Annotated in this window: 10 protein-coding genes; 9 read left to right on the top strand and 1 reads right to left on the bottom strand. The window is 59.5% G+C overall.

The features are described 5' to 3' along the window. Nucleotides 1-44: 44 nt before the first annotated feature. Complete coding sequence (locus GZH47_RS29225; RefSeq protein WP_162644557.1) at nt 45-902, bottom strand: helix-turn-helix transcriptional regulator; 858 nt, start codon at nt 900-902, stop codon at nt 45-47. A gap of 144 nt (nt 903-1,046) precedes the next feature. Here GZH47_RS29225 and fabF point away from each other — a divergent pair, with 144 nt between their 5' ends. From fabF to hfq, 9 genes are all read left to right on the top strand, one after another. Then, entirely contained in the window at nt 1,047-2,288 is a 1,242-nt protein-coding gene (fabF, locus tag GZH47_RS29230) for a beta-ketoacyl-ACP synthase II (protein WP_162644559.1), read from the top strand. Between the two features lie 123 nt (nt 2,289-2,411). After that, complete coding sequence (locus GZH47_RS29235; RefSeq protein ID WP_162644561.1) at nt 2,412-3,404, top strand: aromatic acid exporter family protein; 993 nt, start codon at nt 2,412-2,414, stop codon at nt 3,402-3,404. 123 nt (nt 3,405-3,527) lie between these two features. Further along, on the top strand, nt 3,528-4,082 hold the full coding sequence (locus GZH47_RS29240; RefSeq protein WP_162644563.1) for an outer spore coat protein CotE: 555 nt from the start codon (nt 3,528-3,530) through the stop codon (nt 4,080-4,082). Between the two features lie 136 nt (nt 4,083-4,218). Further along, entirely contained in the window at nt 4,219-5,676 is a 1,458-nt protein-coding gene (locus tag GZH47_RS29245) for a putative amidoligase domain-containing protein (RefSeq protein WP_162644565.1), read from the top strand. A 159-nt stretch (nt 5,677-5,835) separates the two neighbouring features. Then, nucleotides 5,836-8,655 carry a DNA mismatch repair protein MutS gene (gene mutS / locus GZH47_RS29250; protein WP_162644567.1) on the top strand — a complete coding sequence of 940 codons (2,820 nt, stop codon included), beginning with the start codon at nt 5,836-5,838 and terminating at the stop codon, nt 8,653-8,655. Between the two features lie 133 nt (nt 8,656-8,788). Then, nucleotides 8,789-11,047: a DNA mismatch repair endonuclease MutL gene (gene mutL, locus GZH47_RS29255; protein ID WP_162644569.1), complete on the top strand. Its 2,259-nt coding sequence runs from the start codon at nt 8,789-8,791 to the stop codon at nt 11,045-11,047. Beyond that, the gene (locus GZH47_RS29260; RefSeq protein WP_162644571.1) at nt 11,044-11,814 is read left to right on the top strand and encodes a class I SAM-dependent methyltransferase; all 771 of its coding nucleotides are present in this window, start codon (nt 11,044-11,046) and stop codon (nt 11,812-11,814) included. Before mutL ends, GZH47_RS29260 begins: the two co-directional genes overlap by 4 nt. After that, a complete protein-coding gene (gene miaA / locus GZH47_RS29265; protein ID WP_162644573.1) occupies nt 11,811-12,818 on the top strand; it encodes a tRNA (adenosine(37)-N6)-dimethylallyltransferase MiaA in 1,008 nt (335 codons plus the stop codon). Before GZH47_RS29260 ends, miaA begins: the two co-directional genes overlap by 4 nt. Then, entirely contained in the window at nt 12,815-13,054 is a 240-nt protein-coding gene (gene hfq, locus GZH47_RS29270; RefSeq protein ID WP_090635997.1) for an RNA chaperone Hfq, read from the top strand. The genes miaA and hfq overlap by 4 nt, the downstream gene beginning before the upstream one ends. The last annotated feature ends 43 nt before the right edge of the window (nt 13,055-13,097 follow it).

Below are 13,097 nucleotides of genomic sequence, written 5' to 3' on the forward strand. Positions count from 1 at the left end.
ACGGGATTATCCCGTGCCGCCGTTTTGCCGTTTACTAGCGTGGCTCACTGCGCAGCCGGTTCGACTTCTTTATCCATCAGCCTTCGCAGCTTCGTCTCGGTCGGGGAGTCGGGCGCCGGCGTATAAATGCTGCAGCGCAGGTCGGAATTCCCTTGCAGCTGCAAGGAGGTAAGATGGAACAGCATCTTGCCCGCTTTGGCATGCCGGAATTCGATCAGCACCTCCGGCGCGGCGCTGACCCGGCTTTCCTCCCAGAGCGGTTGGAAGTCGGGATGCGCTGCAGTCATGTCGCGAAGGAACGTATCGTACCAATCGTCGTCGACGTATTGGCCGTAATAGGCGCGGAAGATCGCGAGGAAGCCGCCGACGAAATGCTCCCAATTGACGGCCAGCCGGCGAAATTCCTTGCGCTCGAACAGCAGCGCGATCATGTTGCGCCGCTGCTCCGGAATCAGCTCGAAGTCCATGAATACATGCGCGGCCGCTTCGTTCCAGCCGACGATGTGGCAGTGCCGGTCCGATATAATCGTCGGGCAGGAGCGCAGCTCATCGAGTATCCGGCGCAGCGGCGGGCCGATGCGGGGCGTCTCCTCGCGCAGCGCGGATGCGCCTGCGCCCGTTTCCAAGGCGAGCGCGAACAAATATTTTCGCTCGTCCGAGTTGAGCCGCAGCGCGCCCGAGACGGCTTCCAACACGGAAGCGGACACTTTGATGTCTCTGCCTTGCTCCAGCCAGGTATACCAGGTCGGGCTGACGCCGGCTAGCTGAGCGACTTCCTCGCGCCTGAGACCTGGCGTCCTGCGGCGCGTTCCAGGCGTCAAGCCTGCGTCTTCGGGCGTTAGTTTGGCACGCTGAGCCATCAAGAAGCTGGAGAGAGCTTTCAGTCTCGTGGGCTGATTCATGGGAATTGGATTTCTCCTTCCGATCGGCATTTCATTGCCAGCGTGGTGCTGGTAGAAGTTATACTAGGATAAACGACAACTTGTAATAGGATAACACGTATGGCAACATAGCACCACAAGGTTCGATGAAGGAGGAAGACGACGATGGAAAAAGTAGTCATCACGGGCATGGGCATCATATCTCCGCTAGGCAATGATGTCGGCACCTATTGGGAAGCGTTGAAGCGGGGAGAGTCAGGCATTGCCGCAATCGACCGCTTCGATACATCGAAACACCGTACCCGCATCGCGGGACAAGTCAAGCATTTCGATGCCGACACGTTGTTCGGCAAGAAAGAAGCGCGGCGTATGGATCGCTTCTGCCAGTATGCGCTGGCGGCGGCGGATCAAGCCTGGGCAGACGCGGGGCTGGACGCGGCGGCGATCGATCCGGAGCGCGCCGGCGTTTACGTCGGTTCGGGAATCGGGGGATTGGAAACGCTGCTCGCCCAAGACGCCGTGCTTCAAGGCCGCGGACCCGACCGGGTCAGTCCGACGCTCGTCCCGATGATGATCGCCAACATGGCTGCGGCGATGATCAGCATTCGCTACAAGCTGCACGGGCCGACGATGGCTCCGGTGACGGCCTGTTCAATCGGGAATACGTCGATCGGAGAGGCGTTCCGGCTAATTCGCCTCGGGCTTGCGGACGTCGTGATCGCCGGCGGGACGGAAGCGGCGATCACGGACATTTCGCTCGCGAGCTTCGGGAACGCGACCGCGCTGTCGACGCGCAACGAGGAGCCGCGCAGGGCCAGCAGGCCGTTCGATAGCGATCGCGACGGATTCGTCATTGCGGAAGGCGCCGGCATCGTCGTGCTGGAATCCGAATCGCACGCCCGCAAACGGAACGCGCGAATGCATGCCGAAGTGATCGGATACGGCGCGAGCTCCGACGCTTATCATATGGTAGCGACGCATCCGGAAGGCTATGGTCCGTATCTGGCCATGAAAGCGGCGCTGCTGGAAGCGGGAATAAGTACGGAGCAAGTGGACGTCATTTATGCGCATGCGACGAGCACGGAACTCGGCGATTTGTCGGAGACGCGGGCAATCAAACGGCTGTTCGGCGATAAGGCGCGCGACATTCCGGTGACGGCGGTGAAATCGATGACCGGCCACATGCTCGGCGCAGCCGGGGGCTCGCAAGCCATTGCGCTGGCCAAGAGCCTGCAGGAAGGGATCGTCCCGCCGACGATCAACCTCGATTCTCCCGCTCCCGAATGCGATCTCGATTATGTCCCGCATACGGCCAGACATGCGAAGCTCTCGGTCGGCGTCAGCAACTCGTTCGGCTTCGGCGGCCATAACGCCGTTATCGTTGTCAAAGCAGTTGACTCCCCGTAAGCGCGAGGGGTACCATAGAGGAACATTAGAGCCGGAGCGGTATGCTCGCGGCTTTTTTTCGTCAGAATCCATGCATGCAGGCATTTCGCATGGGCCGGCTTAACTTGAGAAGAGGTGTTACCTATGGGGATTCGCGTGATCAAAACGGCAATCGCCGCGCTCGGCGCGCTGTACACGGCCCATTATTTGGGTCTGAACCCGGCGCTTTCGGCCGGATTGCTCGCCATCCTCGGCGTCGAAGTGACGCGGCTGCGCGGGCTGCAGAGCGCCTTCGCGCGTTTCATGGCATCCGTGATCGGACTTATTTTCGCATCCATGCTGTTCCTGACGCTCGGATTTCATCTGTGGACGATCTCGATCTTCGTCTTGGTTTCGATTCCGATTCTTGCGCGGATCGGCCTGAAGGACGGCATCGCGACGAGCGCAGTCATCGTCTTTCACGTGTACGCCCGCGAAGAGGTGACGGCGCATTTGATCGGCAACGAAATCATGCTGCTGCTCGTCGGCCTCGGCTGGGCAACGGTCATTAATTTGATCTATATGCCCAAGGATGAACATAAACTGATAAGGCTTCGTCATGCGATCGAAGAGCAATTCGCGGTTATTTTCCGTACGTTGGCGGAGACGCTTCGGACGCCAGCCCTCGTATGGAGCGGGCAGGAGCTGCTGGATGCCGGCCATACGATCGAGGAAGGCATTCGCCTCGCCGACATCAACCGGGAGAACCGGATTTGGGGCCAGGGGAACGAATTCGGCAACTACTGGCCGTCGTACTTCGAGATGCGCCGGCAGCAGCTGGAGTCCATCGGCCAAATGCTCGCTCAGGTGGCGTTCGTTTACGAGAAACTGCCCCAAGGCGAACTGACCGCCGAGCTGTTCGATCTGCTGTCCGGCGACGTGAAATCGGACGTTTACGAAGGCGGCGTGGAAGAGCGCATCAAGGTGCTGGAAGCGAAATTCCGGGCAATGCCGCTTCCGGCGACGCGCGACGAATTCGAAATGAGGGCCGCCATCTTCCATCTGCTGCTGGAGTTGAAACGGTATTTGGCCATCGCCAAACGGCTGAAGAAGCAAAAAAACAGCCTCAAGGCTGTCTCCGAACGCGGCACCGCGTAGCATCTTTATTGGATGCTTGCGGGTGCGCCTATAAAATTTGTACAGGTCAAAAAGAAATAGTCACCCTAGACGAATGTCCTGCATACACTTTAATTGAATGATTGTATGGAGGAGGTTAGATCGATGGCTTATGCAGATAAACAGCTTAAGGCTAGAGAAATAATTACCAAAGCTGTCTGCGGAAAAGGTCGTAAATTTTCCACAGTAACACACAACGTTACGCCGCCTCACCACCCCACGAGCATCCTGGGCGCATGGATTATTAATCATCAATACGAGGCGGTCCGTTCCGGAGACGGGATCGAGGTTATCGGTACTTACGATATCAACATTTGGTATTCTTACAACAAAAACTCGCAAACCGACGTAGCAAAAGAAACCCTTTCTTACGTTGAACATGTGCCGCTTTCCTATCTGGATCCGAAGCACCGGGCTTCGACCGAGGAAGTATCCGCGGAATCAACGCAAGAGCCAAACTGTATCGAAGCCAACATTTCGTCCAGCGGTTCCGGCGTCGTCATTCGCGTGGAGCGCGAATTCGCGGTTGAACTGGTCGCCGAGACGAAAATCTGGGTAGCTACGCTGCCTGGAAGCTCCGATGACGGAAAAGATTTCGAGTACGGGGACGACGGTGATTTTGAAGATTTGGATCCGGAGCTGCTCGACGACGAACTGTAATTTTAGCGGGTTACAGATCTGATGTATCGTATGCGCGAGCAGGGAAAGATTCGAGGGCGAGAGCCCTCTTTTTTTTCCGAAAATATGCACATGCGGATGGATTGGGCGAATAGGATGGGAAACGGAGCGTTGGCTTATGGCGGGCACTGTGTGGCTATGGGATGGAAAAGCATGCCGGCTGTGCGCCGGCCGGCCGGATGCTGGCGCCGAAAGCGCCGGTCCGGCCGAAGGGGACGCCGTTATCGTCGCTGGAGAGGCCGCGGCATGGCCGGGTTCTCGCGGAGCGCGCGGCTTCGGCGCGCTCTGTTTGAATGCGGACGCAGCGGAGTTCGCCGCATGGGACCGGAATGAAACCGAGCGGCGGCTGCGGCGAGCGGGCGCGGCCGTGCTTGCACCTGGGCAGCAGGCGCTGCGCAGTTACGAGGTATCGCTGTTTCAGCTGCAACCGTTGGCCGTGGAGAAGCTGCAGCTGAAACCGAGAGCGCACGCGCAACCGCAACCGAAAGGACGAGCCCTGCGGGCGAACGTTGGTTCAAATGGCGAACCAGTGATGAAGCGCGTGCAGACGATGAGCGATCGGGACGCGCGCTATCGGCCATTCGCGCGCTTGGCCGTGCGGGCATTGTATGCCTGCGGTTTGGATAACGGCATCGTCGAATTGGCGGACGACGGAGATGGGAAGTGTTATGTCGCCGGCATTCGCCTTCCGTCCGCGGCAGCTTATCGAACCGGCATCTGGCGGGAAGCGGCCGACGCGCTCGCGGCTCGGCTTCAAGCTGACGCGCGAGACCGAAACAGCGGGGAAGCGCCGGCAATTCTGCTTGGGGCGGATCCCGAGTTTCTGCTGCTCGCGGAGAACGGCCGGGTCGTTTCCGCCGCCCGATATTTGGAAGGCGGGCACGGAGCGGGCTGCGACGCGATCGTCGTCGGGGGAGCGGTCGTGCATCCGATTGCGGAGCTGCGCCCCGCGCCTTCGCCGACGCCGGACGGCTTGGCGCGCAATATTCGCCGCCTGCTGCAGGAAGCCGCGCGGCGCATCCCGGACCAGCCGCCGCTGCGCTGGGCGGCTGGCGGCATGCCGGCCGTCGGCTTCGCGCTCGGCGGCCACGTCCATTTGAGCGGGGTGCCGCTGACCGGCCGGCTGCTGCGCCAGCTCGACAGCTACGTCGCGTTCCCGCTCGCCATGATCGAATCGCCGTCCGAACGGATACGGCGCCCGCGCTACGGCGCGCTGGGCGATTTCCGGCTGCAGCCGCACGGCGGTTTCGAATATCGCACGCTGCCGAGCTGGCTGGCGTCTCCACTTGCCGCCAAAGCGGCGTTCGCGCTGGCGCTGCTATGCGCGCGAGAGAGCGGGAGCCTCTCGTATTTGCCTTCTAGCGAGGACGAATATTTGGCGGCTTATTACGAGGGGGATCGGCCGACGCTAACCCGCTGCCTGGAAGGACTTGCCGCTTCGATGGCAAACACGGCGTCTTACCCGGAGCTGTCCAGATGGATCGAGCCGCTCCTGCAGGCGATCCGGGACGGCCGGACTTGGGACGCCGCGGGAGATTTTCGCGCGAAATGGCGGATAAGCCCGCGGCAAGCGTGAGGCGCTCTTCCGGATTTCCCGCGAAGGTTCGAACTTGTCTACCGCTCATTCCTATGGGCGCTTTTCTGCTGTCTCGGAGGTGCTCCATGCGAGATTGCTTTTCTGCTATAATGGAGTTCTGGTGTTTAACGCAATCTAATTCATTATAGGAGGGGCCGCATGACTGCTTACACCCCGATGATTCAACAATATTTGGCGATCAAAGAAGGCGCGAAGGATGCGATTCTTTTTTTTCGCCTCGGCGATTTCTATGAAATGTTTTTCGACGATGCGATTAACGCGTCGCGCGAGCTTGAAATTACATTAACGGGACGCGAAGGCGGCGGGGAGAAGAAAATCCCGATGTGCGGCGTGCCTTACCATTCCGCGGAAGGTTATATCGCAAGATTGATCGAGAAAGGTTTTAAGGTCGCGATATGCGAGCAGGTCGAAGACCCGGCTGCGGCAAAAGGCGTCGTTCGCCGGGAAATTATCCGCGTCGTGACGCCGGGGACCGTCATGGAGACGAAATCGCTCGCGGAGAAAGCGAACAATTTCATCGTATCCGTCTCGGAGCTGGACGGCATTTATGGCGTGGCGGCCTGCGATTTGACGACGGGCGAGCTCTACGTGACTTCGTTCGCGGCGGCTGCCGAAGCGCTGGCGGACGAAATCAACGTGTACCATCCGTCGGAGATCGTAGGCGATGCTGCCGTTCTGGAACGGCTTCGCGCGGCATCCGCTGGCTGGAACCGGCCGGTCCTGTTCACGGACCGCGAACCGATGGCGGACGAGCTGCTCCGGCAGCAATTCGGCCAGCTGGAGCTTTCGGCGCTTGCGCCGGCAAGGCATCGCGCGGTAAGCCTGCTTACGGGCTACCTGGACGAAACGCAGAAGCGTTCCCTTGGCCATATGCGCCGGATCGCGGTCTATGAACCGAACCAATTCATGGTGCTGGACCCGTTCACGCGGCGCAACCTGGAACTGACGGAGACGGTGCGGGATCGCAGCAAGAAGGGCTCGCTGCTCTGGCTGCTCGACCGGACGCGTACGTCCATGGGCGCGCGGCTGCTTCGCCGGTGGATCGATAAGCCTCTGCTTTCCAAGGCGATGATCGACGAGCGGCTCGAAGCGGTGGAGAAGCTGTATCTCAGCTTTATTTTGCGGGACGAGCTGCGGCAGGAACTGAACGAAATTTATGACTTGGAACGTCTTGTCGGCCGCGTGGCTTACGGCAGCGCCAACGGGCGGGATTTAAACGCGCTTAAGACTTCGCTCCAGCATGTGCCGGCGCTGACGGCATTGTGCGCGGATTCCGATTCGGCTACGCTGCGCAAGCTCGTGGCGGGCGTGGACGATTGCGCGGATTTGGCTGCGATGATCGAGACCGTCGTCGTGGAGGAACCGCCGGTTTCCGTACGGGAGGGCGGACTGATCCGCGCGGGCTACGACGCTTATCTGGACGAGCTGCGGGAAGCGAGCGTGAACGGGAAGAAATGGCTCGCCGAACTCGAGCGCAAGGAGCGGGAAGCAACCGGCATCAAGTCGCTCAAGATCGGCTACAACAAAGTGTTCGGCTATTATTTGGAAGTGTCCAAAGCGAACATAGGCAGCCTGCCTGAAGGTCGATATGAGCGCAAACAGACGCTGACGAACGCGGAACGGTACGTAACGCCGGAGCTGAAAGCGAAAGAAGCGCTTATTCTGGAAGCCGAAGAGAAGATGGTCGACCTGGAATACGCGAAATTCATCGAGCTTCGCGACCATTTGACGGCGCATTTGCATCGTCTCCAGAAGCTGGCTGAAATGATCGCCGCGCTGGACGTGTTCCAATCGCTGGCCACGGTCAGCGGCGAACAGCGCTACGTGAAGCCGAACGTGACGGAACGCTACGACTTCGTCGTGGCCGAAGGCCGCCATCCCGTCGTGGAAGCGGTCATGGACGGCGCGGCTTTCATCGCGAACGAGACGAAGCTCGTGAAGGAAGGCTCGTCGATGCTGCTGATTACCGGACCGAACATGGCCGGCAAGAGCACGTACATGCGCCAAGTCGCGCTCATCAGCATCATGGCGCAGATCGGCTGCTTCGTGCCCGCGAAGCAGGCGGAAGTGCCGATGATCGACCGCATCTTCACGCGCATCGGCGCCGCGGACGATCTTATCGGCGGTCAGAGCACGTTCATGGTGGAGATGAAGGATATCCAGATCATGACGGAGAAGGCGACGGCGCAAAGCCTTGTCATTATCGACGAGCTCGGAAGGGGCACTTCGACGGGCGAAGGGATGGCCATCGCGCAGGCGGTCATCGAGTTCGTGCATCACGAGGTGGGCTGCAAGGCGCTCGTCTCGACGCATTTTCACGAGCTGGCTCACCTTGGCGACACGCTGCCGCATTTGACGAACGCCTGCATGGCCGTGCAGGAAACGGGCGATAATGTCACGTTCCTGCGCAAGCTCGTTCCCGGCGCGGCCGGCAGCAGCTACGGCATCTATTGCGCGCAGCTGGCTGGTTTGCCGGGCAGCATCATAAAGCGCGCATATTCGCTGCTGGATCTCCATGAGGCGTCAGAGACGGCTCTGGCGGCTGTTGAGCTGCCGTATACGCCGGATGTGGATCGCAGGGGAACTGGAGGGAAGTCCGCTGGGGTAGACGGCATTCAAGCCTCTGCAGCGATAAGCTCGCATGCCGCGCCAAGCTTTGCAGTTACCGCTGCCGAGACGGCGACGGCGTATGCAGCGCCAACGCTGGAGGCAGCTGCGCCCGCTTCTGCACCTGCTGCACCATCCACCGCTTCCGCAGGTGGCTTCGTGCAGCTCTCGATCTTCGAAGAGCCTGCGCCGAACGCGGCGGCCGCCGATTCCGGCAAAGTACGCAAAGCCAGTCCGCGCGCAGAGCAGCTCGCCGACCAGCTTCGCAAGCTCGACTTGTTCAACTTGACGCCGATGCAGGCGATGCAATGGCTGAACGACATGAAGCTGAAGCTGAACGAAGACAAGTAACAAGTATCAGGTAACAAGCGAATAAACAAACCGTGACTGCCGCTGCGCCTCAAGGATGAATCTTGCCGGCGCGGCGTTCGATGCCACGGACGAATGAAATACAGATCTTACCATTAAAGGAGGGTTCGGCTTCATGAGCAAAATCCGCATATTGGACGAGCAGCTGGCCAACCAAATCGCCGCGGGCGAGGTCGTGGAACGGCCTTCCTCCGTCGTAAAAGAGCTTGTCGAGAACGCGGTGGACGCCGGCAGCTCGACGATCGACATCGTCATCGAAGAGGGCGGGCTGTCACTCATCCGGGTGACGGACAACGGCTCCGGCATCGACGGCGACGACATCGAGACGGCATTCTACCGGCACGCAACGAGCAAAATCTCCTCCAGCAAGGATTTATTCCGCATCGCCAGCCTCGGATTCCGCGGCGAAGCGCTGCCGAGTATCGCGGCGGTAGCGAAAGTCGAATGCGTATCCGCCCCGGACGGCAGCGGACTAGGCCGCAGGCTCGTTATCGAAGGCGGGACAATCACGGCGAACGAAGAGACAAGCTCGCCCCAAGGAACGGATATCAGCGTGCGGGAGCTGTTTTACAACACGCCGGCGCGACTAAAATATATGAAGACGATTCAGACGGAACTCGGCCATATTGCCGATTACGTGAACCGGCTCGCCTTGGCGCATCCCGGCATCGCCTTTACGCTCAAGCACAACGGCAGCACCTTGCTGCGCACGCTGGGCAGCGGCGACCGGCTGCAGACGTTCGCGGCCATCTACGGCTCCGCGACGGCGAAGGCCATGCTGACGGTGGAAGGCGAGCATCCGGATTATGAACTCCGCGGATGCATCTCGAAACCCGAGCAGACGCGATCCAATCGCAATGGGATTACGATCGTCGTGAACGGAAGGTATATCAAGAGCTTCGTGCTGAATCAAGCGATGATGCAGGCGTATCATACGCTGCTGCCGATCAACCGGTTCCCGCTCGCGGTGCTGGAGCTCGGCATGCATCCGTCCTTGCTGGACGTGAACGTGCATCCGTCCAAGATGGAAGTGCGTTTCAGCAAAGAAATGGAGCTGCGGGAGTTCATCGAGGATGCGATCAAGCGCGCGCTCGGCAAACAGCGGCATATTCCGGGGCCGGCTGAGCCGACCGAGCGGTCGAAACCGGCATTCATTCAAGACCGGATTTCGTTCCATCAACCGGAGCCGGATGGCAGCATCGATACGCAATCGGCTGCAGCAGCGGATCAGATTCAGCAGCAACACCAACCTCAGACCCGCTATCAGCCCGAAAGTCTTCCTTTCGTGAGCGGGAGCGGCGCCGGATCGGGTCAGCACGCTGCGAATGGCACTTCTGCTCCCGACCGTCCGGCGTCCGGGCAAGCCCGACAGCCGTTGTCCACATCGGAAGTAGCGGCCGCGCTCGACAAAGCGGAGCAGTCGTTCGGCGGCAGGCAGTCCTACGCCCCCTGGGGTTCGCCGCCTGTGCGCAGCCAGGGTTCATCGGCATGGCCGAATAACGAGAAGACGAAGCCGTCTATCCCGCGTGATGCGACGGAAAGGCTGTATTCGCCGCCGTCCGCCCAGCGGGATCCATGGCGCGCGCAGGAATCGCCCGCCGGTGCAGGTAGCGGCTACGATGCCAGCGGTTCGTACGCCGTTGACGTCCTTAACCCGGGCCAGGGCCAGGGCCAGACAGCCGATGGTGAACAGCCAGTCGTCGAGAACCCAGTCGAAGAGGGCTTGGACTCCAACGCGACCGCGAATGCGAATACCAACGCCAACGCCGTTCAATCCGCAGCGCCTTCATTCCCGGAGCTGTACTGGATCGGGCAGCTGCACGGCACGTACATCGTCGCCCAGAACGAAGAGGGGCTGTTCCTCATCGATCAGCATGCGGCGCATGAACGGATCAATTACGAGTATTACTTGGATAAATTCGGTCGTCCCGAGCAAGCCAGCCAGCAGCTGCTTGTACCGCTTACGCTTGAATTTACGGCGGCCGAAGCCTCGTCGCTGCAGAATAAGCTGCATCTCCTGGAGGAAGCGGGCGTGGAGCTGGAGCCGTTCGGCGCCAATACGTTCCTGGTCCGGTCGTATCCGGAATGGCTGCCGGCGGGCGAAGAAGGCGACGTGATCGAGGAGATGGCGGATTGGCTGCTGCAGGAGCGAGGATCCGTAGATATCGGCAAGCTGCGGGAGAAATCGGCGATCATGTGCTCGTGCAAAGCGTCGATCAAAGCGAACGACAGGCTGACGCGCGAAGAAGGCGAAGGCTTGCTGCGGCGCCTCTCCGCCTGCTCCCAGCCGTACACCTGTCCGCATGGCAGACCGATCGTCGTTCATATGACCACCTATCAGCTGGAAAAAATGTTCAAGCGGGTGATGTCATGATCGTCACGACCCCGCATAAACCGTCGGAAGAGCAAATCGCCTACGCGCGGAGCATCGCGCAGGAGCTGGACGGACGTCTCGTTCCGCGCAAGCAGGATTCGCTGCAGCTGCTCAAGCAGAAATACGGCGACGCCCGCCTCCTTGTTGCAGACGATCGTGGACTGCGCTATTATGAGGATTCGGAGGAACCGTTGTATTTTCATCCCAGCATGGCGTACGTCCGCGTCAAGCGGATGCGCAAAGGGGAACGGGATCCGTTGATCGCTTTGACCGGCTGCATGCCGGGAGACGTCGTCATCGACTGCACGGCAGGGCTCGGATCGGATTCGATCGTCTTCTCCTACGCAGCCGGAGAGGAAGGCAGCGTCACCGCGCTCGAGAGCGAACGCATGTTGTACACCGTCGTCCGCGAAGGGCTGCGCACGTACCGGACCGAGCACGGCGACGTTAACGAAGCACTGCGGCGCATCGATATGCAGTGCATCGATCATCTTTCCTACTTGGAGCGCCAGCCGGACAAGAGCGCCGACATTATTTATTTCGACCCGATGTTTCGCCACCCGCTGCATGATTCTTCGGCCTTGGCTCCGCTTCGCGGATTGGCCAACGGCGCGGCGCTCGGCGAAGAATCGATTCGGCATGCGCTGCGCATCGCGCGCAAATGCGTCGTGCTGAAGGAGCACGGCGACAGCGGGGAATTCGAGCGGCTGGGCTTCGAGCGCCGCCATCGCAACAAAATCGCATACGGAGTGATTATCCCATCATGAGCCCAGCACCTATAGAGCCAACAAAACCGAAGCTGCTCGTGCTGATCGGACCGACGGCCGTCGGCAAGACGCGCATGAGTCTGGATATCGCCAAAGCGTGGAACGCCGAAATCATTTCCGGCGACTCCATTCAGGTCTACAAGGGCATGGACATCGGAACGGCCAAAATCAAGCTAGAAGAACAGGAAGGCATTCCGCATCACTTGATCGATATTTGCGATCCGGTGCATCCGTTCTCGGTCGCGGAATTCCAGGAGCGCTGCGCGTCGCTTATCCCGGAGATTCAAAGCAGGAGCAAACTGCCTTTCATCGTCGGCGGAACGGGTCTGTACGTGGAATCCGTCGCGTACGGCTACGACTTTGCCGAGGTCGGCTCCGATGAAGCTTTCCGCGAGGAGATGAGCCGGTTCGCGCTGCTGCACGGAGCGGAGGCGCTGCACGAGAAGCTGCGGGCCATCGATCCGGAAGCGGCGGAACGGCTGCATCCGAACGATCAGCGCCGCGTGATCCGGGCGCTCGAAGTCGAGCATTTGACGGGCACGACGTTTACCGAGCAGCAGAAGGGACAGAAAAAGACGTCTCCTTTCGAACTGTGTATAATCGGTCTGACCATGGACCGAGCCGTGCTGTACGCCCGAATTAACGAACGGGTCGAAGCCATGATCGAGGAAGGCCTGGTCGAAGAAGTCCGCGGCTTGCTGGAACGCGGGGTACCGGCTGACGCCGTTTCCATGCACGGCTTGGGCTACAAGGAAATCGCGCTTTATTTGCAAGGTCATCTGTCTTTGAACGAGGCGGTAGAGCTTCTGAAACGCGATACGAGGCGCTTCGCCAAGCGGCAGCTTTCCTGGTTCAGGCACATGCAGGACATCCATTGGATCGATGCAGGAGAAAATTTTAACAAGAATTTGCAAGCGATTCATGGTATAATAGCAGGAAAGTTTAGGATGGAACTTGAATATACTTTTAACCAACCTTTTGACGATGGGGGTAACGCGCAATGAACAAATCTATCAACATTCAGGATACATTTCTGAATCAACTTCGCAAAGACAGCGTGCCGGTAACCGTGTATCTGACGAACGGTTTCCAAATCCGCGGTGTCATTAAAGCATTCGACAACTTTACGATCGTCATCGACAGCGAAGGCCGCCAACAAATGGTGTACAAGCATGCCATATCGACGTTTACCCCGCAGCGCAACGTATCGCTCATGCAGGTTCAAGACAACGAAGCGTAACCGACATGCTGGCATGTTTTGAAACCTTTTCGAAACATGCTTC

Source organism: Paenibacillus rhizovicinus (assembly GCF_010365285.1).
Lineage (GTDB): Bacteria > Bacillota > Bacilli > Paenibacillales > Paenibacillaceae > Paenibacillus_Z > Paenibacillus_Z rhizovicinus.

Coding starts and splice junctions, on each gene's coding strand:
- miaA (WP_162644573.1), top strand. CDS start 11,811: ATGAGCCCAGCACCTATAGAGCCAACAAAACCGAAGCTGCTCGTGCTG.
- GZH47_RS29240 (WP_162644563.1), top strand. CDS start 3,528: ATGGCTTATGCAGATAAACAGCTTAAGGCTAGAGAAATAATTACCAAA.
- mutS (WP_162644567.1), top strand. CDS start 5,836: ATGACTGCTTACACCCCGATGATTCAACAATATTTGGCGATCAAAGAA.
- mutL (WP_162644569.1), top strand. CDS start 8,789: ATGAGCAAAATCCGCATATTGGACGAGCAGCTGGCCAACCAAATCGCC.
- fabF (WP_162644559.1), top strand. CDS start 1,047: ATGGAAAAAGTAGTCATCACGGGCATGGGCATCATATCTCCGCTAGGC.
- GZH47_RS29245 (WP_162644565.1), top strand. CDS start 4,219: ATGGCGGGCACTGTGTGGCTATGGGATGGAAAAGCATGCCGGCTGTGC.
- hfq (WP_090635997.1), top strand. CDS start 12,815: ATGAACAAATCTATCAACATTCAGGATACATTTCTGAATCAACTTCGC.
- GZH47_RS29260 (WP_162644571.1), top strand. CDS start 11,044: ATGATCGTCACGACCCCGCATAAACCGTCGGAAGAGCAAATCGCCTAC.
- GZH47_RS29225 (WP_162644557.1), bottom strand. CDS start 902: ATGAATCAGCCCACGAGACTGAAAGCTCTCTCCAGCTTCTTGATGGCT.
- GZH47_RS29235 (WP_162644561.1), top strand. CDS start 2,412: ATGGGGATTCGCGTGATCAAAACGGCAATCGCCGCGCTCGGCGCGCTG.